This is a genomic window from Chryseobacterium sp. BIGb0232, assembly GCF_024810195.1.
Taxonomy (GTDB): domain Bacteria; phylum Bacteroidota; class Bacteroidia; order Flavobacteriales; family Weeksellaceae; genus Chryseobacterium; species Chryseobacterium pennae.
In genome coordinates, this window is record NZ_JANUEH010000011.1 from 93,780 (window position 1) to 119,016 (window position 25,237).

At 36.8% G+C, this 25,237-nt stretch carries 21 protein-coding genes; 12 read left to right on the plus strand and 9 right to left on the minus strand.

Going from position 1 to position 25,237, the window contains the following annotated elements:
- The first annotated feature begins 10 nt into the window (after positions 1-10).
- Positions 11-751 (plus strand): T9SS type A sorting domain-containing protein, encoded by a 741-nt coding sequence (locus M2372_RS20475; protein ID WP_123318975.1) that lies wholly within the window; start codon positions 11-13, stop codon positions 749-751.
- A 2-nt stretch (positions 752-753) separates the two neighbouring features.
- Here the strand turns inward: M2372_RS20475 and apaG are convergent, their stop codons facing one another.
- The 8 genes from apaG to glgB form a co-directional block, all read right to left on the minus strand.
- Positions 754-1,143, minus strand: coding sequence for a Co2+/Mg2+ efflux protein ApaG (gene apaG / locus M2372_RS20480; protein ID WP_123318974.1), 390 nt, complete (start codon positions 1,141-1,143; stop codon positions 754-756).
- Positions 1,144-1,224: 81 nt separating this feature from the next.
- Positions 1,225-2,478 carry a 2-oxoglutarate dehydrogenase complex dihydrolipoyllysine-residue succinyltransferase gene (gene odhB, locus M2372_RS20485; RefSeq protein ID WP_115973376.1) on the minus strand — a complete coding sequence of 418 codons (1,254 nt, stop codon included), beginning with the start codon at positions 2,476-2,478 and terminating at the stop codon, positions 1,225-1,227.
- 39 nt (positions 2,479-2,517) lie between these two features.
- Positions 2,518-5,331: a 2-oxoglutarate dehydrogenase E1 component gene (locus tag M2372_RS20490; protein ID WP_123318973.1), complete on the minus strand. Its 2,814-nt coding sequence runs from the start codon at positions 5,329-5,331 to the stop codon at positions 2,518-2,520.
- Between the two features lie 125 nt (positions 5,332-5,456).
- The gene (locus tag M2372_RS20495) at positions 5,457-6,497 is read right to left on the minus strand and encodes a polyketide cyclase (protein ID WP_123318972.1); all 1,041 of its coding nucleotides are present in this window, start codon (positions 6,495-6,497) and stop codon (positions 5,457-5,459) included.
- 282 nt (positions 6,498-6,779) lie between these two features.
- Positions 6,780-8,048, minus strand: a complete 1,269-nt coding sequence (locus M2372_RS20500; protein ID WP_115973373.1) for a glucose-1-phosphate adenylyltransferase — start codon at positions 8,046-8,048, stop codon at positions 6,780-6,782.
- Positions 8,049-8,064: 16 nt separating this feature from the next.
- Positions 8,065-8,601, minus strand: coding sequence for a hypothetical protein (locus tag M2372_RS20505; RefSeq protein WP_148060743.1), 537 nt, complete (start codon positions 8,599-8,601; stop codon positions 8,065-8,067).
- A 1-nt stretch (position 8,602) separates the two neighbouring features.
- Positions 8,603-10,009: a glycogen synthase gene (locus M2372_RS20510; protein ID WP_123318970.1), complete on the minus strand. Its 1,407-nt coding sequence runs from the start codon at positions 10,007-10,009 to the stop codon at positions 8,603-8,605.
- A gap of 2 nt (positions 10,010-10,011) precedes the next feature.
- Complete coding sequence (gene glgB / locus M2372_RS20515) at positions 10,012-11,958, minus strand: 1,4-alpha-glucan branching protein GlgB (RefSeq protein ID WP_185018756.1); 1,947 nt, start codon at positions 11,956-11,958, stop codon at positions 10,012-10,014.
- Positions 11,959-12,155: 197 nt separating this feature from the next.
- On the opposite strand from glgB, the gene M2372_RS20520 reads away from it, so the two are divergent.
- From M2372_RS20520 to ampC, 11 genes are all read left to right on the plus strand, one after another.
- Entirely contained in the window at positions 12,156-13,280 is a 1,125-nt protein-coding gene (locus tag M2372_RS20520; RefSeq protein WP_228455670.1) for an alpha/beta hydrolase, read from the plus strand.
- A gap of 4 nt (positions 13,281-13,284) precedes the next feature.
- The gene (locus M2372_RS20525; RefSeq protein WP_123318968.1) at positions 13,285-14,700 is read left to right on the plus strand and encodes a leucyl aminopeptidase family protein; all 1,416 of its coding nucleotides are present in this window, start codon (positions 13,285-13,287) and stop codon (positions 14,698-14,700) included.
- A 140-nt stretch (positions 14,701-14,840) separates the two neighbouring features.
- A complete protein-coding gene (locus M2372_RS20530) occupies positions 14,841-16,055 on the plus strand; it encodes an acetyl-CoA carboxylase biotin carboxylase subunit family protein (RefSeq protein ID WP_123318967.1) in 1,215 nt (404 codons plus the stop codon).
- A 29-nt stretch (positions 16,056-16,084) separates the two neighbouring features.
- Positions 16,085-16,798 carry an alpha/beta hydrolase-fold protein gene (locus M2372_RS20535; protein ID WP_123318966.1) on the plus strand — a complete coding sequence of 238 codons (714 nt, stop codon included), beginning with the start codon at positions 16,085-16,087 and terminating at the stop codon, positions 16,796-16,798.
- 164 nt (positions 16,799-16,962) lie between these two features.
- Positions 16,963-17,916 (plus strand): RimK family alpha-L-glutamate ligase, encoded by a 954-nt coding sequence (locus M2372_RS20540; protein WP_123318965.1) that lies wholly within the window; start codon positions 16,963-16,965, stop codon positions 17,914-17,916.
- 30 nt (positions 17,917-17,946) lie between these two features.
- Positions 17,947-19,068, plus strand: a complete 1,122-nt coding sequence (locus tag M2372_RS20545) for a carboxylate-amine ligase (protein WP_123318964.1) — start codon at positions 17,947-17,949, stop codon at positions 19,066-19,068.
- A gap of 33 nt (positions 19,069-19,101) precedes the next feature.
- Positions 19,102-19,935 carry a type 1 glutamine amidotransferase gene (locus M2372_RS20550; protein WP_115973364.1) on the plus strand — a complete coding sequence of 278 codons (834 nt, stop codon included), beginning with the start codon at positions 19,102-19,104 and terminating at the stop codon, positions 19,933-19,935.
- Positions 19,936-20,143: 208 nt separating this feature from the next.
- The gene (locus M2372_RS20555) at positions 20,144-21,328 is read left to right on the plus strand and encodes a hypothetical protein (protein WP_123318963.1); all 1,185 of its coding nucleotides are present in this window, start codon (positions 20,144-20,146) and stop codon (positions 21,326-21,328) included.
- A gap of 162 nt (positions 21,329-21,490) precedes the next feature.
- Complete coding sequence (locus tag M2372_RS20560) at positions 21,491-21,982, plus strand: MepB family protein (RefSeq protein WP_228455669.1); 492 nt, start codon at positions 21,491-21,493, stop codon at positions 21,980-21,982.
- Positions 21,983-22,044: 62 nt separating this feature from the next.
- A complete protein-coding gene (locus M2372_RS20565) occupies positions 22,045-22,191 on the plus strand; it encodes a hypothetical protein (protein WP_228455668.1) in 147 nt (48 codons plus the stop codon).
- A 332-nt stretch (positions 22,192-22,523) separates the two neighbouring features.
- Positions 22,524-23,693 carry a class C beta-lactamase gene (gene ampC / locus M2372_RS20570; RefSeq protein ID WP_123318961.1) on the plus strand — a complete coding sequence of 390 codons (1,170 nt, stop codon included), beginning with the start codon at positions 22,524-22,526 and terminating at the stop codon, positions 23,691-23,693.
- A gap of 40 nt (positions 23,694-23,733) precedes the next feature.
- Here the strand turns inward: ampC and M2372_RS20575 are convergent, their stop codons facing one another.
- The gene (locus M2372_RS20575) at positions 23,734-25,164 is read right to left on the minus strand and encodes a tetratricopeptide repeat protein (RefSeq protein ID WP_123318960.1); all 1,431 of its coding nucleotides are present in this window, start codon (positions 25,162-25,164) and stop codon (positions 23,734-23,736) included.
- Positions 25,165-25,237: the final 73 nt, after the last annotated feature.

Here is a 25,237-nt window from a genome sequence, read left to right on the forward strand (position 1 = left end):
AACAAAAACCATGAAAAGACTTTTACTTTCTCTTACCGCGATTGTCGGTAGTTTTACGCATGCACAAACACAACTCCATAATATAGACTGGAATTTAAAGAAAGTAGTAAGAAATAACATCACTTACAATCTTCCACAAAACAGTGAAATGGGAAGCCCTGTTTTAACTTTTTCAACTTCCCCCAACTCTCCATCTGCTCCTAATGCATTAACCAATATGATGATTCCTATCTGTGGAGGAAGTATATGGGCATTAATTTATGACAGTGAAATAACGGCCAGCAGCTTCAATGTCTGGACTCTTGGTGCCGGTGGTGGCAATACACCAAACTGTACAATGCCGGAAAACACAGCTTTTAATAATCAATATACAGGTTATTTCAGTATGGGAACTACCTCCTTTAACTATCAGATTATTTTTGCCAATGGAGTAAAAACGCTTATTATAACCAACGATGCCGGGGATCAGGCATATTATGAAAATGGTACTCTGGGGACAAATAACACCTACTTACCCCTGTCTGGTAAAGCAATAGCACTTTACCCTAATCCTGTAAAAGAGGGCTCTGTTCATCTTAAAAATGCAGAACGTATTGAGTGGATAAAAGTGTATAATACAGAAGGAAAATTAATTCTTCAGAATCATTCTACTGATGCTAAAATCAATGTCTCTAACCTGCTGAAAGGGGGCTACTTCATGGAAGTAAAATCTCAAAGTGGTATTAGCAGACATCAATTTATTAAAGAATAATTTTAATTACTTAAAACTTCTGAAAGCAGGTTAAATTTTGGGATATCAATCTCGAAAGTCTCCTTTGTTTCAAGGTTTTTAACAAGGTATTTCCCACTCATACTTCCTACTCCGGAACGAAGCATTACATTAGAGAAGTAGGCAAAATTTTCATCTGTTCCGATCTCCGGAGTCAGACCGATAATCCCGTCACCTATAATTTCTGTGAATCCGAATCCTACATCGAAGATGAGCCATTTTCTTTTCAGTACTTTTATAGGAAAGCTTCCGTCATTTTCTATAGTGATATTGTACTTGAAAACATAACGGTTTTCAGATGGATAACTGTTTTTACTATCATATTCAGGTATTACTGAAACTTTGATATTGGAAGTCATTTTTGAAAACATCATTGTAGTATTTTCTTAATGGATACAAAAATCTCGCCTTTTTTAAGGCGAGATTATATATTTACATTATAATTTTATTAAAAACTATAACCCAAGGCCTTTTCTTTCGTTACCTCCCATTAATACTTCAACAGGATTATCGATACCTTCTTTTACCGCTACAAGGAATCCTACAGATTCTTTTCCGTCGATAATTCTGTGGTCATAGGACATTGCTACGTACATCATTGGTCTGATTACTACCTGCCCGTCAACAGCAACTGGTCTCTGGATGATGTTGTGCATTCCTAAGATTGCAGATTGTGGCGGGTTGATGATTGGTGTAGACAACATAGATCCGAAAGTACCACCGTTTGTAATCGTGAAAGTACCACCAGTCATTTCGTCAACTGTAATTTTACCGTCTCTTACTTTTGTAGCAAGATCTTTGATGTTTGCTTCAACTGCACTGAAAGACATGTTTTCTGCATTTCTCAATACAGGAACCATTAATCCTTTAGGGCCTGAAACTGCAATTGAAATATCGCAGAAATCATAGTTTATTTTGTAATCTCCATCGATAGATGCATTTACATCAGGGTACATTTCTAATGCTCTTGTAACCGCTTTTGTAAAGAAAGACATGAAACCAAGTCCAACTCCGTGCTTTTGAGCAAATTCTTCTTTATATAGTTTTCTTAATCTGAAGATTTCAGACATGTCAACTTCGTTGAAAGTTGTTAACATCGCTGTTTCATTCTTCACAGAAACTAGTCTCTGAGCGATTTTTCTTCTTAAAACTGAAAGTTTAGTTGTAGTGGTAGATCTAGCACCTGTAGCTGTAAGAGAGTTTCCTCCTAATGCAGGAACTGCAGCTAATTCAGCATCAGTTTTAGTGATTCTTCCGTCTCTTCCTGTTCCTGAAACCTGTGCAGCATCCATTCCTTTTTCGTCAAGGATCTTCTTAGCAGATGGAGAAGGAGCTCCTGTAGCATAAGTTTGTGGAGCAGCAACCGGAGCAGCTGGTTTCGGAGCTTCTTGTTTAGCAGGTTCAGCAGCTTTTGGAGCTTCTTCCTGTTTTGGAGCTTCAGCAGCAGGTGCACCACCAGCTGGTTTTGCAGCATCCATATCAATTAAACAAACTACCTGACCTACTTGTACTACCTCACCTTCTTCTGCTTTTAAAGTGATAACACCACTTTGTTCTGCCGGCAATTCAAGAGTTGCTTTGTCTGAGTCTACTTCAGCGATAGGTTGATCTTTTTCTACATAATCACCATCTTTTACTAGCCAAGTTGCAATTTCAACTTCTGTGATTGATTCGCCCGGTGAAGGAACTTTCATTTCTAAAACTGACATATCGAGTATTTTTTATTTTTTAATTGGATATTATTTAAATTAAGCTGTAACAGGTCTTTTTGCTGGAGCATCGTCTCTGTCGAAAACTCTGTTGATCACTGCATTTTGATTTTTTTCAAACATCTTATGGCTACCTGGAGCCGGAGCACCGCTCGGTACAGGAGATACTACCTGGATTCCTGTATCTCTGAAGTTTCTCAGGATATAAGACCAAGCTCCCATGTTTTCAGGTTCTTCCTGAGCCCATACCAATTGTGTTCTGTTTTCGTATTTGCTGAAAATCGCTTCAATAGCATCTGTCTGAAGTGGATACAACTGTTCGAATCTTACTAATGCAATGTTTTCACAGTTTAATTCTTCTTTTTTAGCTAATAATTCGAAGTACAGTTTACCTGAACAAAGAACTAATTTTTCTACTTTTTTAGGATCTGCAGCTGGATCATCTAAGATTGGCTGGAATGAACCTGTTGCGAAATCTTCAAGTGGAGAAACTACTTTAGGGTGTCTCAATAAAGATTTAGGACTCATTACGATCAATGGCTTTCTGAACGCCCATTTCAACTGTCTTCTCAATAAGTGGAAGTAGTTGGCAGGGGAAGTAATATTTGCCACTACCATATTTTCATTAGCACAAAGTGTTAAGAATCTCTCCAATCTTGCTGAAGAGTGTTCTGCACCCTGACCTTCCGAACCATGAGGCAATAACATTACCAATCCGTCCTGGATTTTCCATTTTTCTTCTGCAGCTGCCAAGTACTGGTCAACGATGATCTGGGCACCGTTCACGAAGTCTCCGAACTGAGCTTCCCAGATGGTTAATGTATTTGGAGAAGCCATTGCATATCCATAGTCGAAACCTAGAACACCATATTCTGAAAGGTGAGAGTTGAATACATCAAATCTGCTTTCTGAAACGTGTCTTAACGGGATATATTCTTCTTCTGTATCTTCTGTTTTTACAACAGCATGTCTGTGAGAGAATGTACCTCTTTCTACATCTTCTCCTGAGATTCTTACATTGTGACCTTCTACAAGTAGTGTAGCATAGGCTAACCACTCTCCTAGTGCCCAGTCTAATGAGTTTCCTTCAATAGCCTTGATTCTGTTTTCGAAAAGTCTTGTAATCTTGTTGATGAACTTTTTATCAGCCGGAAGTGTTGACATTGTAAGCGCCAGCTCTTTCAACTTCGCTAAGTCATATTTTGTATCAACAGGTAACTGAACTGCCCCTCTCTTTCCGATTGGATAATCCACCCAATCTTCAGCCATGAACAGATCCATTACGTTTTTCTCGATCTCTTTGGAAGCATCAAAGTCTTTATCTAAAAGTGCTTTGAAATCAACCTCCATCTTTTTGATGATATCGTTAGAGATAACGCTGTCGTTGATTAATTTATCTTTATAGATTTCTCTTGGGTTCTGATGCTTAGAAATCGCCTTGTAAAGGTTAGGCTGTGTAAATCTTGGCTCATCCCCTTCGTTATGACCATATTTTCTGTATCCTAATAAATCGATGTACACATCTTTCCCGAATTTTGCTCTGAAATCTGCTGCAAAGTGAATTGCGTGAACTACTGCTTCAGCATCATCAGCATTTACGTGCATTACAGGAGATTCTGTAACTTTTGCGATGTCTGTACAGTATGTTGAAGATCTTGCATCATGGAAGTTCGTGGTGAAAGATACCTGGTTGTTTACTACAATGTGAACTGTACCACCTGTTCTGTATCCTTCAAGAGTCATCATCTGAGCTACTTCATAAGCAATACCCTGTCCTGCAATAGCACCGTCACCATGAATGATGATTGGTAATACTTTAGAATAGTCTTTATACTTATCATCTACTTTCGCACGGCAGATTCCTTCTACTAAAGCTGCTACCGTTTCAAGGTGAGATGGGTTCGGAGTCAGGTTGATACACACTTCTTCTCCTGAAGCAGTTTTGATCTTTTTAGATGATCCTAAGTGATATTTAACGTCACCTGAGAATACATCTTCTTCGAATTCTTTTCCTTCAAATTCTGAGAAGATCTGCTTGTAAGATTTTCCGAAGATGTTTGACAATACATTTAGCCTTCCTCTGTGAGCCATACCTAATACCACTTCATCTACTCCCAATTGAGAAGATCTTGAGATCAATTGATCTAAAGCTGGGATTAATGTTTCTCCACCTTCCAGTGAGAATCTTTTCTGACCTACAAATTTTGTATGAAGATAATTTTCAAAGGCTACTGCCTGATTTAATTTTAATAAAATTTCTGTTTTTTCATTCGCAGAAAGGCTTGGGTGGTTTTCATTTACCTGAAGCCATTTTTTGATAAAATCTTTTTCTTCAACGTTGTTGATGTATGTATATTCAACCCCGATAGAATCACAGTAGATATTTTCAAGGTGCTTGATTAAATCTGCTAAAGTAGCAGGCTCTTTCATCCCTGTTTCAACTGCACAGTTGAATTTTGTATTTAAATCTGCTGTAGAGAGACCGAAGTTCTCGATATCTAAAGTAGGGGTATAGTGTCTTCTTTCTCTAACTGGGTTTGTCTTTGTAAACAGGTGCCCTCTTGTTCTGTAAGCCTCAATAAGGTTTACTACTTTAAATTCTTTCTTGATGTGTTCAGGAACTTCTCCGCTTGTTACTGCCTGAGAAATTTGTTGTACTGCCGGAGCAGCGTTGGCCGGGGCCTGAATAAATTGAATGTTATCGTCATCTCCGTAGTTCTCCAAAGCAAAATCGAAGCCTTGAAAGAAGGCTTTCCATGATGGTTCTAAAGAATCCGGGAATTTTAAGTACTGTTGGTATAAATCCTCAATTAACTGAGAATGAGCTGCGTTTAGGAATGAAAATCTGTCCATTATTACAGTTTATCTATTTATTAAAATTTATTTGTAGAATTAATCTTCAAATTTAATAAAAAAAACCGAGTTAGAACAGTCTGAAACCGTTAAAAAAACTTAAGAAAAAAATAATTAAAAAAAAATCACTTATACACTGATAATGAGAGCTTCATGTTCACGTCCTGACCTTCCATCGGACGTTCTATAAAGGTCTGACGGATATCTCCGAAGCGCATCTCATCTTTTTTGGCTTTCAGAATCAACTGCTGAATAGCTTTTATTCGGCCTTCATAGCTCCCTTTGTAGTACATTACGTAGTTTTGTGATGGATTTACAGACCTAAAATTGAAATTATTGTCAGACACTCCAATTTTCTTGGAAAGTGGAATTCCGAGGAAGTAAGAAACTTCTTTGTCTTTGTAATTATCCGCATCAGTCATCAGAACCGGATACCCAAATTCATCATCTTTTTTACCAAGGTCCATCGATACAAAATTATAGACTTTGTTATAATTCATCACGATATTTTTGTAAAGGGCATCTTTTTTATTGGCGGTACTCACATTGATCCCCAACAACAGTTTATCTTCTTCATTCTCCACCAACAGACTGTCATACTTGATCGCTGCCATCTGATTGTCTTTTTCAACCTTATTTCCTAATGAATTTTTAAGATTGACCATACTTTTGTTGATATTTTCAGCAAAACGGTCCTCTGTCCAGAAGTTCTCTACTCTTCTCCAGACAGATAGTTTAGGAGTGTGTACGTACCAGGTAATTTTTGTCTTTTCTGCAGAAACAGGCTTGAATTTCACATCAACTAAGGTCGGATTTTCATTTTCATCTTCAAAAAGCTGGTATTTTAAGGTCTTATTCAGGTTCTCATAACGAATGAACATTTCGCCATCCGTATCATTTTTTTTATCTACGTAACTGATGGCACTTCCCTTCCCTTCATAAGGTGTATAATAATCTATATCCATAGACTGTGAACTGGTAAAAAAGTTGTTCCATCTTGTAAAATTCTGGAGATTATTGAACTGTCCAAAAACTTTATCTACCGGATAATCAATTTCTTTCTCAACTGTAAAATTCTTGCTTTCATCTACAAAATAATACATGGAAGCAGCATAAGCACCTCCCAAAAGAACAATAACTACCGTTAAATATTTAAAAATACGCATTGCACAAAAGTAATACAAATAAAAAAAGTGACCAATATGCTGATCACTCTAATTATATGTTTAACAATAATTAACCTAATGAAAGGCTGGAAGCCGGGTGATGGAAGCTGGAAGCCACTGTTATTCGAATAATTAATGATAATCTCTTGATTGGATTTATCATATAAACTAACTTATATTTCAATAAAAAAGTTGCAGAGTCATTGTTTCGACCTAAATAACTTCCAGCCTCCAGCTTCCTTCTTCCTTCTTCCTTCTTCCTTCTTCCTTCTTCCTTCCTTCTTACCCAATATGTGTTCCCGGCAACAGTATCGCTCCTTTCTTCACGACTACGATACCATCCTGTACAGAATAAGTTCCATAATCACCATCCGGAATATGTTTTCCACCGATGATCTTCACATTATCTCCAATGGAGCAGTTTTTGTCAAGGATTGCTTTTTCAATATAACAGTATTTTCCGATTCCCATATTCGGACGGCCCCCTCTGTCGTTCAGAACAATTTCTGTCGTATTCTGATAGAAATCAGCTCCCATGACGTAGGAATTAACGATAGTACTGCCTTTATCTATCCTGGTTCGGTTTCCTATCACAGAGTTTTCAATTTTATCTGCCATAATGATACATCCATCTCCAAATACAGCCTTGCTTACATAAGAACCGTTGATTTTAGATGGCGGAAGCATTCTCGCTCTTGTATAGATTGGAGAGGAGGAGAACAGGTTGAACTGTGGAAGATCCAGACAAAGATCCAGGTTGGCTTCATAAAACGACTCTATCGTTCCAATATCCGTCCAATATCCTTCGTACTGATAACTTAATGTCTTATATTTCCCAATAGAGCTTGGAATAATATCTTTCCCGAAATCATCACCAGCTCCTTCATCAAACATTTTTTTCAGAATGGTCTTTGTAAAAATATAGATTCCCATAGAGGCCAGGAATTCTTTTCCTTTATGCTTATTCTCTTCTGATACTTCAGATTTTAAACCTTCCAGCATATCATAATCCGGTTTTTCATAGAAAGAGGTGATATTTCCTTCATCATCAGATTTTAGGATCCCAAAACCGGTTGCATCTTTGGCGTTCACCGGAATGGTTGCAATGGTTACATCTCCTCCGTTTTCAATATGAAAATCCAGCATTTCCCTGAAATCCATCTGATAAAGCTGATCTCCGGAAAGGATTAAGATATAATCATAATCATATTTTTCAAGATGTTTCATAGACTGGCGCACGGCGTCTGCTGTTCCCTGATACCAGCTTTCATTTTCCACATTCTGCTCAGCAGCAAGAATATCTACGAAACCTTTGCTGAAGATATCAAAGTGATAAGAGTTCTTGATATGTGAATTTAAAGATGCTGAATTAAACTGAGTAAGTACCAGGATTTTATTCAGGCCAGAGTTCAGGCAGTTTGAGATCGGAATATCCACCAGCCTGTATTTTCCTGCAATAGGAACTGCCGGTTTTGATCTGGTATACGTTAACGGGAATAATCTTGTTCCTCTGCCGCCGCCCAATACAATAGAGATTACATTTCGGTTCATAAATATATTGCGTTTTTTATTTTATTAAGTTTACTGTTCTGTTTTGGGTATTTACCTTTACCCTGAAACAAATTTTATTTTCATATTTCAATCTCGGATTTACTACAGTTACTTCATATTGCTCAGGATCATTCAGTACTGTTATTTCATTATTAACATCATCAAATGAAACATTATAATTGCTAAGCTTCTTGTGGAATAGTTTATTCACAAGCAGGACATCCATTACATTGGCTCTTTTCACAGCATAATCTTCTATATCCTTATCATATTGTGCCTCCCAGCCTTTACCATATTTCTTTGCAATAGCTGCCAGAGTTTTTTTATTGGCAGCCCTTATCTTTTTCTCTGTTTCATTATCAATCACACAACCTCCGGCATGCACTTGTTTTATCTTCCACTTTTCAGATATAGCCTTGGTTGCTTCTTGGCCATACATATCTATAAGACCAGATCCATAGATCCAAAAATACCCATTATGAAGGCTACCATCTTCTTTTTTACAGGAAGACAGCATTATTATGATCAATAAAAAAGAAAAAACTCGTGTCATATCAGCTATTATATAAAGCTATATATTTTTCTGCAGATTTCTCCCATGCAAAGTCAAAATTCATATTGGCATGAATAAGTTCTTTCATCATTCCTTTCTGATTGTAGATTCCAAGGGCTCTGTTCATCGCATGTACAATATCATCTACACCGGGATAGGTGAAGTTCAGTCCTGCTCCGCCTGTTGAAATATCTTCCACTGTATCTCTCAATCCACCGGTATATCTTACTACAGGAACCGTTCCGTATCTCATAGAATACATCTGGTTCAAGCCGCATGGTTCTACTCTTGACGGCATTAGCAGAAAATCTGCCGAGGCATAGATCTTATGAGAAAGATGTTCTTTATATCCCAGATCTAAAGCAAAGTTGGTGTAAGTATAATCGTATTCCTTCAGCTTATTCTCAATATAAGTATTTCCAGATCCAAGGATCATGATATTTAAAGCGCCATAACTTTGCTTGATGCTTCGCCAGACTACATCCGGCAGGAAGTCAGCTCCTTTTTCTGTTGCAAATCTACCAATGAACGCAAATAAAGGAAGCTCAGGTTTTAAACCATATTCTTTACAAAGTTTCTCCTTGTTCTTTTTCTTTTGGACTACAGCATTTTTACTGTTAAAATTAAAATCCAGCATCGGATCGGTTTCAGGATCCCAAACTTCAGTATCAATTCCGTTGATGATCCCATAAGCTTTACCGAATTCCTGACGGACCAGACTTTCAAGTCCGCGAAAGCTGATAAAAAGTTCTTCCAGATATCCTTCGGAAACTGTAGTAAAGGCATGAGAACATTTAAGCATACTTGCCAATGGATTTATAAACCCGTTCCAATCCATTAAACCCCATTTATAAGCATCAAAAGAAGGCATATTATTCGCCATATTCCAGCTCATCATCCCCTGATATTCACCATTATGAATGGTTCCAATCGTTTTTACCCCCTGCAGAAAATTAAATTCGGGGCAATGCTGTACCATAAAAGGAACCAATCCGGTATGATAATCATGACAGTGCAATACATCCGGCTTGATTTCCATAGCACACATCCAGTGTAGTATTCCCTGTTGAAAGGCTAAAAACTGGAAACTTTCATCCTGATAACCGTAAGGATTGTCTCTATCCAGCAGTCCGGGAACCTTCACCATATAAAGTTCGAATCCCAACACATTTGTTTTCTCTTTCATGACCTGAACCTGCAGCATATTGGATCCCTGATGAATGAATCCATCAAAAATGACATCAAATTCATGATCATAAACAAAGGGTTTATTGTACCACGGCATTACCACCTTGGCATCTATTCCTTTTATTTTATTCTGATATTTCGGAAGTGCCCCAACAACATCTGCCAGGCCTCCTACTTTTGCTACAGGATAGCATTCTGTACTTAAATGATAAATAACCATTTTTATCTTCTGTGTTTGATTCTGTGTAATTTATACTTTTTATCTTTTTTCTGTCTCAAAATAACCCCCGCTAGAGGTGGCAATTTGATTGTTATGAACCTTTCATGTTCTGTTCCATGATCATCTTTCTCCTCCAATAGGTCTGCTTCTACCCCGCTTCCGCTATATTCTTTATGATCAGAATTAAAAATGACTTCCCAATGGGTTCCGGTTGAAACCTTTATTTTATAGTCTAGTACCTTCGGCGCCAGATTCAGCACTGTCATCAGAATATCATCACGTTTTTTACCTTTTCTAAGATAAACATAAACTGAGTTTTCAAGATCATCTGCTTCTATCCATTCAAAACCGTTTTTATCAAACTGATTTTCATACAAAGCGGGTTCCGTCCTATATAAATGATTCAGTTCTTTTACCAGATCCTGTAATCCTTTATGAACAGGGTATTTCAACAGGTGCCAATCCAGGCTTTGGGTAAAATTCCATTCACTGGTCTGCCCGAATTCATCCCCCATAAAAAGCAGCTTGGCGCCCGGATGGGTATACATATATACATACAGGGTACGAAGATTGGCAAACTTTTGCCATTCATCCCCTTTCATTTTATAGATCAGACTTGCTTTTCCATGTACCACTTCATCATGTGATAAAGGCATCATATAATTTTCATTATACATATACATAGAGGCAAACGTGAGCTTATGATGCTGAAACTTTCTATTGGCAAAATCTTCTTTAAAGTAATCCAGTGTATCATGCATCCAGCCCATCATCCACTTCATTCCAAATCCTACACCACCATCATGAACGGGCTTGGTAAGCATCGGAAAATCGGAACTTTCTTCAGCAATAGTCATAATACTGTTCCCGAATTGTTTATAGACAGCCGTATTAAACTCCTGCAGAAAGGCTTTGGCTTCAAGATTCACATTTTCGCCATATATATTAGGTTCCCATTCACCTTCATTCCTTGAATAATCCAGATGAAGCATTGAGGTTACCGCATCTACACGAAGTCCATCAGCATGATAACGGTCCAGCCAGAACATTGCATTGGAAATCAGGAAAGATTTCACTTCATTTCTTCCATAATTGAAAATATGTGACTTCCAATCGGGGTGAAATCCTTTTCTCGGATCCTCATGTTCATATAGGTGAGACCCATCAAAACGGTAAAGTCCGTTAGCATCTCCCGGAAAATGTGAAGGTACCCAATCCAGAATAACTCCAATATTATTTTGATGCAGCTCATCGATGAGAAACATCAGGTCCTGCGGTGAACCAAAACGCGAAGTTGCTGCGTAAAATCCAGTGATCTGATATCCCCAGCTTGGATCATACGGATACTCCATTACAGGCATGAACTCTACATGAGTAAACTCCATTTCTTTTATATAGGGAACGAGTTTTTTAGCAATATCGCGATAATTTAAAAATCGGTCAGGATCTTTTTCATCCCTTAGCCATGAGCCTAAATGCAGCTCATAAACAGATATAGGCGCATCCAGACTATTTTTCGCCCCGCGGCTTTCCATCCATTCCTTGTCATTCCACTCATACCAGGTTGTAGACACCAATGAAGCAGCCTGAATATTCTGTTCCCAGCTTAATGCATAAGGATCACTTTTCTCCAGGATCTCTCCTCTTGTCGTTTCAACAGCGTACTTATATAAGGTTCCCCAGGTTAAGTCTTCGATAAAACCTTCCCAAATTCCTGATCCGTCCCATCTTGGGAACAGAATATGATCTTTATGGTTCCAGTTATTAAAATTTCCTATCACGGAAACCTTTTTAGCATTGGGTGCCCAAACTGAAAAATAAACTCCTTTTACCCCCTCCTTCTCTACAGAATGCGCCCCAAACTTACCATACAGCTTATAATGCCTGCCTTCTTTGAAAAGGTACACATCATGATCGGTGAAAAGCGTATAGGTTTTAACAGAGTTCATCAAAATCAGTTTGTATTTATATTTTGCCTGAAACTACGAAAAATACTGGCAACAGCGATGAATTATTCATCAAATAATTATCAAGTTCCTTTTCCTCTTTCGTTTCCTATCAAATATATCATTTTTTAATTCACTTTTTTATGATTCCAAAACAATCTTTTTTATAAATTTAGCCAACTAATATTTATTAAACACTTATGATGAGGTTTGAACTTTATACTGATGAAAAAGATGACAGACCAGTATTTATCACCGGAAATTTCAACAATTGGAATCCAAAAGACTATAATTACCAGCTCAAACTATCAGATTCGTTTCATTATTTCATAGAAATTGAAGATGAAAAACTTGCTGATGAAATTGAATACAAATTCACCAAAGGAGGCTGGGAAAATGTAGAGCTGGATAAATACGGAAATATCACTCCTAACCGGAAAACAAAAAAAACACTACAGAAAACGTCTGATACAGTTGAAAAATGGAGGTTAAACTGGGGCCCTTTCAAAGAAGAATTCTTCCCTACTGCTGAAGTGATTTCCGAGAAATTCTATATCCCGCAGCTGGATCGTTACCGTAAAATATGGGCAGTGCTTCCTTATGATTATCATACATCAGAGAAGAGCTATCCCGTTTTATATCTTCAGGATGCTCAAAACCTTTTTAATGAAGGAAGCGGCTTCGGGAACTGGGAAATCGATAAAAAGCTCTCTATTCTTGCAGAATACGGACGGGGAGACATTATCGTCATTGCCATAGAACATGGAAGTGAAGACCGAATCAAAGAGTACATCTTCGATAATGATAACGTCGCCAATGGCTCCGAAGGGAAGAAATACATCCGTTTTATCACAGACACTTTAAAACCTTATGTAGATGCAAATTATCGAACCAAAAAAGATAGGGATAACACAGGTATCGGAGGAAGTTCATTAGGGGCTCTGATCAGCATCTACAGTGGATTTCTTTATCCCGAAGTTTATTCTAAATTATTAATTTTCTCCCCTTCCCTATGGGTAGAGCCTAACAATAATTTTCCAATGATGAACTTCCGGGTTCCATTTAAGACCAAAATATACTTATATGGTGGCGGACAGGAAGGGTCTAAAATGGTTAAAAGAATTCATATTTTCGAAGAATATCTGAAAAGATGGGAAAAAAAGAGTTTTTTCGACTTTGAGTTCAAGACCAACATCAATCCAGAAGGAACCCACAGTGAATTTTACTGGTCACAGGAATTTCCGCGGGCTATCGAATGGCTGTATTATGACAACACTGAAAACCCTGTAGAAGTAAAACCACAACAACAAAGCATTAAGAACTAAATTTATGAAACTAATCAACAAAAAAAATAAAAATTACACTCAGGTTTTCCACTTATTCACTGAAGAAGAATGGACGAAAACAAGTAAGAATTTCAATAAAAATATAGCTACATTCTTCACCGGAAAAAAACACGAAGTTTTTGTGAATGCCCATGAAGAAGGAATTACTTATTTTATCGGCCTTGGAAAATCAACCCTGCAAAATTTCGAGCTTCAGCAGGTTGCCTTAAAGTTTTCACAAACCCAAAAGGAAAAATTACATACAGTTCCTACTTTGCTATTGGCCGATTTCCTTAATGAAAAACAGTTTGAGGAATTCGTAAAAGGACTGCTTATAGGAACCTATCACTATCCTTTTGAAAAAAACCATCCTTTCTGGAATACAAAATTTGAGCTTCATTTTGAAAATTTAAGCCAGAAAAAGTTAGACCATATTGAACAGAAGGCTGAAGCATTAAGCAACGGGCAAATCGCCTGCCAGGAGTGGATGAATAAACCAGCCAATCTTAAAAAGCCTGATATTTTCAGTCTGTACCTTAAAAATCTTGCTAAAAAATATGAATTAAAATATACGGTTTTCAACAGAAAGAAATGCGAAGAGCTTGGGCTTGGAGCTTATCTTGCCGTTAACCAAGGAAGTGCCCATGATGCAGCTTTCACTATTTTAGAATATAAAACTACAGTGAAGAACGCCAAAACATTTGGATTGGTTGGAAAATGTGTATTGTTTGATACTGGAGGAATTTCTCTGAAACCCTTTACCAATATGCACTATATGAAATCTGACATGGGTGGGGCAACAGCTGTTTTAGGAACTTTAATCTATGCTGCTGAAATGAATTTACCCGTTAATATCATAGCCGTACTCCCGATTACTGACAATGCTATTTCTGAAAAAGCCCTACTTCCAAGTGATGTTATCACAGCCTACAATGGTAAAACTATTGAAGTTATGGATACCGATGCAGAAGGCAGATTGATCCTTGCCGATGGACTTTCTTATTTAGTCAAAAACTACAAAACAGATTTCCTTATTGACCTGGCTACTTTAACGGGCAGTGCAGTAAGAATGTTTGGTGACACTTGCGGAGCAATGTTTTCCAATAATGAAGAGCTGAAAACGCTTTTGATTAAAACCGGAGATCACACCAACCAAAGACTCTGGAATCTTCCGTTATGGGATGTCTGGAAAGATGATATACAATCTGATGTAGCCGACTTAAAAAACATGTCATTAAAGCCTATTGGAGACTGTATTATTGCAGCCAAATTTCTAGAGCACTTCACTGAAAATCACCCTAAATGGGCACATTTGGACATTGCTGGTGTAGCTTTTGGAAATGTAGGATATGCTAAAGAAAAAGCAGCTACCGGTTATGGGGTTCAATTGCTCTCGGATTTAATCGAAAATTATCACTAAAAATTAGTTTATTACAAAAATTCTCTGTATACTTGATTAGTGATTCATAAAAGCGCATCATATTCCAATTTTTGATATTAATCAAACAATAAAGAATTGCATTTATTTTTGAAAATTCACTAAAACTTAAAAAACATTATATGGAGGAGAAAATTATAGTATGTATTTCGTGCTATTACAAGGGCTATGACTTCATGGATGAAATGAAGAGGCTTGGTAATAAAATCATCTTAGTAACATCAGAAAATCTTAAAGAAAAAAACTGGCCCTGGCATGCCATTGATGAGGTATTTTATATGCCTGAAATCAAACCTTCCGTATGGAATCTGGAGAATCTGATCCAAGGTTTTTCACACCTTATGAAAACCAGAAAAGTAGATGCTGTAGTCGCTCTTGATGACTACGATGTGGAAAAGGCTGCCCTGATCCGGGAAACGTTCCGTATTCCGGGTATGGGACAAACTACCCACCGTTATTTCAGAGATAAGCTGGCCATGCGCCAAAAGGCAAAAGATTCCGGGATCAGTGTTCCAGAATTCACAGCTGTTTTCAATGATGATACCGTGAATGAATTCGTAGACAGAGTTCCTGCACCATGGGTATTGAAACCCCGTTCAGAAGCATCAGCATCAGGAATTAAAAAAATCATGACCAAAGAGCAGCTTCATGAAGCCCTTGAAGTGCTTGGGGAAGAACGCCATCTTTTCCTGCTGGAAAGCTTTAAACCAGGGGATGTTTATCATGTAGACAGCCTTACATTCAATAAGGAAATTATATTTACTTCTGCATCAAAATATCTGGCTCCTCCCATGCAGGTTTCTCATGAAGGAGGTGTTTTCAGATCTAAAACTTTAGGAAGATATTCCGATGAGTTCAAAGCATTGGAAGAGATCAATTCCAGAGTACTTTCCAACTTTGGACTCCTCAATGGAGCTACCCATACGGAATTCATCCGTGGCAAGGAAGATGGAAAATGGTATTTTCTGGAAACCTCCTCAAGAGTAGGCGGTGCTCATATTCCTGATTTGGTGGAAGCTTCAAGCAACATTAATATATGGAGAGAATGGGCTAAGATCGAAGATGCTCTTTTAAGAAACAACAACTATAGCGTTTCCCCACCTACCGGATATTACGCAGGGCTTATTATTGCACTGATTAAAGATAAAGAACCGGACTATACTAAATTTGAATGTGAGGAGGTTGTAAAATTTCTTCCTATAGACTACCATGCCGGAATTGTTTACAAATCCAGTGATGCTTCAGTGATAGAAGACAGACTGGACAGTGCTGCGGAAAAGATCAATGCAGAAATGCTGAATGTTCTTCCTCCTAAAGCCGGCAAACTGAGCAGTTAATTATACACAAACATAAAAGTAGAATATAAATGCCTCATATAGAACATACTGATTATTATTCCAACCTATTGGGAACAAGTCTTAAAGTAGAAGTGACGGGACATTCCGGCTATCCTATCATCATGTTCCCCACTTCCCAAGGACAATATACCCAAAACCATGATTTTCACCTTAACGGAAGTATCAATTGGTTCATAGAGCAGGGAAAAGTAAAACTCTATAATATTCAAACCATTGACAGCTGGAGTTTTTATGATGAAAAAATATCACCACAACAAAGAATCAGAAACTATGAAAGGTATGTTCAGTTCCTGATCAAGGAATTTGTTCCATACATTCAGAAAATCCATAAGACCCATCGTGTAGCTGTTGCGGGAGCTAGTTTCGGAGGCTATCATGCTGCTAATTTTGCTTTTAGGTTTCCGGATGTAGTTTCTCATCTGTTTTGTCTCTCAGGGGCTTTCAGTATAAGAAATTTTATGGATGGATATTCCGATGACCTGGTGTATTTTAACTGTCCAAGGGAATTTATAAGAAATGATGAAGCCTGGAAGTATAAGCATATGCATATTGTGCTGAGTACTTCTGACCAGGATATCTGTAAGGATAAAAATATTGAAATGGCAGAAATTCTAAGAGTAAAAGGCATTGATTTCTGGTATGATGAAAGAAAATGGATCGGCCACGACTGGCCATTATGGAGAATGGTATTCCCTACATTTATAGGAACTTATTTCTCTTAAAAAGCCTCCAAATAAAAAAATAGTTGATAAAATAGCTTAAGTGTTTAAAATAACGATTTTTAAATTAAAAAGAGAATCAATGTTTTAACGCTTAAGTTTTAATAAATCTGAAGAATCACTGATTCTGTTGAAAAATAAAATATACCCATTTAAAAACAAAAATTATGACAAAAAAAGTAGGAATTCTATTCGGTATGGAAGACACATTTCCCTGGGCATTTATAGATAAAGTAAATGAATTGGGAGGTGGAGATATCGTGGCTGAACCTGTTACTATTGACAAATTAGAACAAGGAGCAGATTATGGTTATGCAGTAATCATCGACAGAATTTCGCAGGATGTTCCCTTTTACAGAGCCTATCTGAAAAATGCAGCACTTAACGGAACTTATGTAATCAATAATCCGTTTTGGTGGAGTGCTGATGAAAAATTTTTCAATAATGCCCTTATGAGCAAATTAGGAATTCCATTACCGAAAACTGTATTGCTTCCATCTCATGAGAGACCAACCAATACTTCGGAAACTTCATTCAGAAACCTGAAATTTCCACATGACTGGGAATATATTTTTAATTATGTTGGATTCCCTGCCTATATGAAACCTCACGATGGTGGCGGCTGGAAGAGCGTTTACAGAGTAGAAAACCCTGATGATCTCTGGAACAAACTTGGGGAAACGGAACAGCTGGTGATGATGGTTCAGGAGGAAATTATCTTCGATGACTATTACAGAGTATATTGCCTGGGTAGAAAATATGTTCACATCATGCCGTATGAGCCTAGAAATGCGCCTCACCTGAGGTATGCCACTACTCACCAGACACAAGGCAAAAAACTTGAAAAATTATTGAAAACCATTCATGATTATACGATCAAAATGAATGAAGCACTAGGATATGATTTCAATACAGTGGAATTTGCTGTAAGAGATGGTATTCCTTATGCTATCGACTTCTGCAATCCTGCTCCGGATGCGGACAGAAATTCTGTAGGAGAAGAAAATTTTGCATGGATCATAGAGCATGCTGCTAAGCTGGCTATTGAAAAAGCGAAGGAATATACTCCCGGGAAACCAAATATCACTTGGGGAACCTTTGTGAAAGATTCCATAAAATAATATTGAAAAAGAATAAAAAAACACAAGACAATGCATCATCAGTTTACTATTGGAATCGAAGAAGAATATCAGATCATTGATGTTGAAAGCAGAGATCTGATTTCTCATGTATCCAAAATCATTGAAGGCGGAAAAGCGGTATTGAGTGAAAATCTAAAGCACGAAATGCACGAATCCATGATCGAGATGGAAACCGGAATCTGTCAGAATATTCAGGAAGCCAGAGCAGAATTAACGAATTTAAGAAGACATCTGATCAACACCGCTCACGAACAGGGACTGCGTGTTTCCGGTGGCGGAACCCATCCTTTTTCTCATTGGTCTGACAATACAATTACTCAAGGAGAGAGATACATCAAAATTGTTGATGATATGGGTGATGTAGCCCGTGAAAACCTTATTTTTGGACTTCACGTCCATATTGGAATTCCCAATCGTGAGGAAGGCGTAAGAATTCAGAATGTAATGCGCTATTTTCTGCCACACGTGTATGCTCTTTCTACCAATTCACCATTCTGGATCGGAAGATATACAGGCTTTAAATCTTACAGACAGGAAATTTTCGTGAAATTCCCGAGAACCGGTATTCCGAGTTACTTCAACTCATTGGCTGAGTTTGACAGCTATGTTGATCTTCTGGTAAAAACAGGAACCATCGATAATGCTAAGAAAATCTGGTGGGACTTAAGAGTCCACCCATTTTACCCTACCATTGAGTTCAGGATTTGCGATATGCCCTTAAGAATTGATGAAACCGTATGTCTTGCAGCCATTATGCAGAGTTTAGTGGCTAAAATTTATAAGCTTCACCAGCAAAACCTTAGTTTCAGAAGTTACAGAAGACTCTTATTGAATGAAAATAAATGGCGTGCTTCCAAAAGCGGCATCGAGTCCCATCTGATTGATTTTGGGAAAGAAGAATCTGTTCCTTATCCTATTTTATTAAAAGAACTTTTGGAATTTATTGATGATGTGGTAGACGATTTAGGATGCCGTCAGGAGGTTGAATATGCCTGGAAAATCCTTGAAAATGGAACCGGTGCAGACAGGCAGCTTCAGATCTTTAAGGAAACCGGAGATCTTACTAAGGTTGTGGATTATATGATCTCAGAAACAGAGTATGGCATAACGCATGGCGAACCTGCTTCATAATATTTTTGGTAACTTTACAAAAAATATGATGTAATGAAAGATATTCGAATTGCTCTGCTGGACATGAACAATAACCATGTCAATCAAGGCTTTAGAAACATTAAAGAAATTTCTGAAACATTTCAGCAGAACTCTGAAGAAAATGTAATTATCCAGACATTTGATGTGAGGTTTAAAGATGAAATGCCGGAGATTGGAGACTTTGATATTTTTATTTCTTCAGGGGGGCCAGGTACTCCACACCGTGAAGGTTTCGAGTGGGAAAACAGGTTTGCTCATTTTTTAGATTCAGTTTTTGAACACAACAAATACAGTGAAGATAAGAAGTATCTTTTCCTGATCTGCCATTCCTTCCAATTGGCAAGTATCCACTGGAAATTAGGAAATATCTGTAAAAGAAAATCCTATTCTTTTGGGGTAATGCCGGTACACAAAACAAAGGAAGGCAGAGAAGAATTTTTATTCAAGAATCTTCAGGATCCTTTTTATGCAGTAGATTCCAGAGCGTATCAGTTCATTGAGCCGGATCATGATCGGTTTGAAGAATTGGGAATGACTGTAATGGCAATTGAAAAATTCCGTCCGCACATCAACCTGGAAAGAGCAGTAATGGCTGTTCGTTTTTCTGATGAGATATTTGGAACCCAGTTTCATCCGGAAGCAAGCCCTGAGGCTTTAATCGAAAACCTTAAAGATGATAAGAACAGAGAAGCCATGATTGAAAACTTCGGCATGGAAAAATATCTTGAAACGGTGGACAGGATAGACGATGAAGATAAAATCATCCTTACCAGAAACCAGATCCTTCCTAGATTTCTTCAGTTCGCAAAAAAAAACATTTTGAAAGAAGTTGAGTCTTTGGCTTAAAAAGTTGGGAAGTTGGAAGAAGGAGGCTGGAAGTTACTAATAGTGATTAAACTTCTGGTAAACTCTTTATTTTAATTAGGTATAAGTAAAATTGAACTTATTTTAAAATTCCAACTTCAAAAACTTCCATCCTCCAGCTTCTAGCTTCCATCTTATAAAACATCGGGCATTGCTGCTCGATTTTTTTACCATCACAAAAGAAAAAAATATGATCCCAAAATACAGAAAACAGTTTAACCAGGAGTTTTCAGATGAAAAATATAAAAAGCTGAAGGAAGTTTTAGCGCAAACAGGAGGTGTGGAGCAAGGCTTCAGGGTTTCCGAAAGTCCGATTTTCCTTACCAAAGAATTTGAAGGTAAATTGCTTGATGCCAGTGAAAGTATCATCAACCAGATCAAGGCGCTTCCTGCAGAGACTCTTCAGAAAGCAGTCCCAGACACCTGCCGGGTTCCCAATGATACAGATCAGCCTCACTTTTTCACCATTGATTTTGGAATCTGCAAAAGTGAAAATGGAGAAATCGAACCACAACTGATCGAGCTTCAGGCTTTTCCGTCATTATATGCCTTCCAAAAAACGTTTGAAGATACTTTCTGCGAAGTTTATCCTTTTCTTTCAGAGATTCGCAATACTATGCCCCATGAGACTTTTAAACAACATTTAAAAGATCTGATTGTGGGTGATGAAAATCCTGAAAATGTTATTCTTCTTGAAATTTTCCCTGAAAAACAGAAAACAGCTATTGATTTTGTCTTGACAGAACAGCTATTAGGAATAAAAACCGTTTGTCTGACAAAAGTAAAAAAAGAGGGCAAAAAACTATATTATGAGAATGATGGTAAGGCTGTTGAAATCAAAAGAATCTACAATCGTGTGATATTTGATGAACTGGACAGAATTCCGGATCTTAAAACCGAATTTGATTTCCGTGAAGAAGCTGATGTAAAATGGATCACTCATCCGAACTGGTTCTTTAAAATATCTAAATTTCTTTTACCTTTATTAAAACATCAATTTGTTCCGAAAAGTTATTTCCTTCATGAGTTTCCGGAAAATGAAAATCTGGAAGAATTTGTACTGAAACCCTTGTTCTCATTTGCGGGAAGCGGTGTTAATCTAAACCCAACAAAGGAGATTACAGATGCTATTGAAGACAAAGAAAATTATATTCTGCAAAGAAAAGTAACCTATGAACCTATTTTTGAAGATATCAATGGAGAGTTTTCAAAAGCAGAAATCCGTTTGTTATATATCTGGAAAGAAAATGATGAACGCCCTATCCTTCTGGAAAATCTGGGAAGAATGACAAAGGCAGCCATGGTAAATGTAGATTTCAATAAGAAAGATGCCATTTGGATTGGAAGCTCTAATGCTTTTTTTGGAAAGGAATAAATAAAGGTTGATATTGCACATTACGGAATCATCCTGTCAAATCTTAGGTCCCCCTCCAAAGGAGTGGAATATAGCTACACACATCAAATAACAGATTATCTGAAATATAATTATGGAAACCAACTTTAAACCTTGAACCTTGAACTTTAAACATATAAAATCTTGAATTTAAAGACCATAGAAGAACAACTGTTTCACCCTCTTGGATTCAGCTGCTCAAATGTAGAAGAAGAATTAGAATGCAAAGAATATTCAGGTTTTAACCTTACTTTGAATGACTGGAAAATAAAGTTCCGTATTTCCAAAATAACCCCTACGAAAACAGGTCAGTTCGTAACGATCTGGAAAAGAAATGAAAATGGAGAAACTGCTCCTTTCAATAGTACAGATGACATTGACTTTTATCTCGTTGCAGCTTTTAAAAAAAATCTTTCAGGGATATTTATTTTCCCTACGCATATTTTAGCGGAAAAAGGAATTCTATCTCATGGAAAAAAGATAGGAAAACGGGGAATCCGAGTTTACCCGGTCTGGGATAAAACAGAAAGTAAACAGGCTCAAAAAACGCAGGACTGGCAAACGAAGTACTTTCTAACATTTTCCGAAGATCAGTATGCAGTACTTCACCAAGCAAAAATATTACTGAAGATGTAAATTAAATCACTGATGCTATTGAAGATATTAATGGTCAGTTTTCAAAAACAGAGATCCGTTTATTGTATATCTGGAAAGAAAATGATGAACGCCCTATCCTTCTGGAAAATCTGGGAAGAATGACAAAGGCAGCCATGGTAAATGTAGATTTCAATAAGAAAGATGCTATCTGTATTGGAAACTCTAATGCTTTTTTTGCGGAAGGATAAAAATTCATTGAGTACGACTATCTAACAGATCAATACATTTTAAATGCAATAAAAATAATCGGCTGAACCTTTGGTTCAGCCGATTATTTTTCACAAAAAAACCTGTCCTTTTTAGGATAAAACTCTGATAAAATCACTTCAAATGGTTCTGTAATATTATTTATACGCGTTTCAAAAGCTCTTCTTCACAATCCACATAGCACTGATTTTAAACAACTTAAATTATTGTAGTAGAATTGTAGTAAAGCTTTATCTGCAAATTTCTTTTACTTTTGCTAAACAATTTTTCGAAATAAGTATTAGTAAAAAGTTCAATTATAAAATCTTAAAATATGCAAAGTTTAAAAAGTATATCTGTTGCGGTATTATGTCTATCCTTTTTATCAAACTGCACTCATTCAAAAAAAGAAAATACGTCAGGCTTTACTAACTATTTAAATACTTTGGTAAAACCTGTCATGGAAAAAAATAAAATTCCAGGTATAAGTATTGCTGTAAGTGTAAAGGGTAAACATACATTTTTCAATTACGGATTAGCTTCAAAAGAAAACCATATAGAAATTACCAATAAAACCTTATTTGAACTGGGGTCCGTAAGTAAAACATTCACGGCTACCCTAGCTAGTTTATCACAGGTTAACGGAACGCTTAATTTTTCTGATCCCGTGAGTAAGTATATGCCTGAACTCAAAAACACAGCTTTTGATCATATAAAACTGTACAATCTGGGAACACATACTGCAGGTGGATTCACTTTGCAGCTGCCTGATGAAGTCACCAATAACAAACAGCTTATCGAGTACTATAAAAATTGGAAACCCGATTATCCAGCAGGTACTCAAAGAATGTATACCAATCCAAGTATAGGTTTATTGGGGGTTATCGCCGGGAGAACAATGCAACAGCCCTTCACAGCAGCCATGACTGAAAATGTATTTGCAAAAATGAGTTTAAATAATACATTTTATAAAATCCCTGCCAAAAACATGAATGATTACGCATGGGGTTATGATAATAATGACAAACCGATACGCTTAAATCCAGGAGTTTTGGCTGATGAGGCATATGGGGTAAAATCATGTACACAGGATATGATCAAATTTGTAGATGCCAATATGGGAATTGGAAAAATAGACAGTAAGTTATCTGCGGCGTTAATGAAGACCCATACCGGTTATTTTAACACTTCAGAAATGACTCAGGACCTTATCTGGGAACAATATAATTATCCGGTAACATTGGAACAGCTTCAAAAAGGAAATTCCTATGACCTGATCTATAAACCCAATCCTGTAAGTGAAATAATACCCCATCAAAAACCACAAACTGATGTGCTGATAAATAAAACAGGAGCTACCAATGGTTTCGCATCCTATGTAATGTATGTTCCTTCAAAAAAAATTGGAATTGTAATTCTTGCCAATAAAAATTATCCTAATTCTGAAAGGATTGACATTGCGTATAAAATTTTATCTTATGTAGAAAAGAATATGAGTTTATAATGAATTGAAAATACCTCAGCAAGAGTTGAGGTATTTTTTATTACAACTCTAAAACCCAGGTTCCTAAATCTACATCAGCGGGTAATTCGAGCTTCTTTTTAAGTCTGTATTTTTTGGTTTCAACAGCTCTTACTGTCACATTTCCACATTGCCCGATTTCTTTATTGGTAAGATTAAGCCTCAAATAAGCAATAAACTTTATATCATGATTGGTAAGTTCAGGATATTGTAAAATAAGTCTTTCATGAAATTCCGGATAAACTTCTTTAAACTTGCTAATAAAAAAGGGGTTATTTGATGTTGCCATCTTAGATAAATCATTAATGGAAGTATCTACTTTCTTTTTCAGCTTATCTGTTTCTATTGTTTTTTCATCAATTATTTTTTTCTGTTTTTCAAGCAGCTGATCCCTTCCTTTATTTTTGTTGTTATTCCGTTTCCTAATCATAAACACAGCAAGAAGAGATACCGCAGCAATGCCCGCAATTGCAGAAATAATGACATAGAGGTCATTCCTTTCTTTTTCCTGCTCAATAGCCAGATTATTAATCACAGAAGCAACTGCTTTTCTTTCCCCGGATTGAATACTATCATTGAGTTGAGTATATTTTGTCAGATATTCATTCGCTTTTGGAATATCATGTAAGGCCAGATAAGTTTCATAAATCTTTTTATATGTATTTATGATATCTGCACCCCGGTTTATTTTCAGATAGATGGGTAAAGATTCCTGATAATAGGTAAGTGCTTTTGTATACTCTTTTTTCAGGGTGTATAAATTTCCACGTCTTGTTGCAATAGCTCCATATGTATGAAGAGAGCTGTTATTTTTCACGGCTAACAGCGATGCTTTATTCAGATAATATTCAACAGAGTCCAGCTGTTGTTTTTGTGATAAAAACTGTTCTGCAATTCTTACATAAATTTTAGGTTCATCAGGAAAGGTTTTCAATCCTTTTTTGCGCATCACATTAATAGAATCAGGAAGGTTTAAATCCTCAAAATTGGACCACTTCCAGAGGTAAACAAAAAATAAAGAATTCTTGTTCTCTTTTGTATCAGGAGCACGTTTAAGATATTTTACAGATTGGTTCAACTGAATATTGGATTGGTTATAAAGACCAAGAAAAGCATAATTTCTGGCAATTTCATTGCATAATCTGGCATTCAGCCCATTGTTGCTAATATGTTTAAGCTGCTTTCTTGCTTCATCCAGATAATGAAGGCTTTTCTGGTGTTCATCGAATGTAGAAAATGCATTGGCAATATTAATATTAGCTAAAGCACTGCCTTCGGGATTATCATGTTCTTTATAATATCGAAGTGCAGCTATATTATATTGAAATACCTTTTCATACTCTCCTTTATTTTTATAAATACTCGTAATACTATCTAACTTTGCCGGGGTATAGTTTTGAGAATAAGACTGTATAGAAAAGTAAAGAAAGAAAATAAAGAATACCTTTTTCATAAAAACTGATCGTATGGCAAGTTAATAATTTTTATTTTTTATCACTTTTAAAGAAAAGTTAAAAATACTTTCC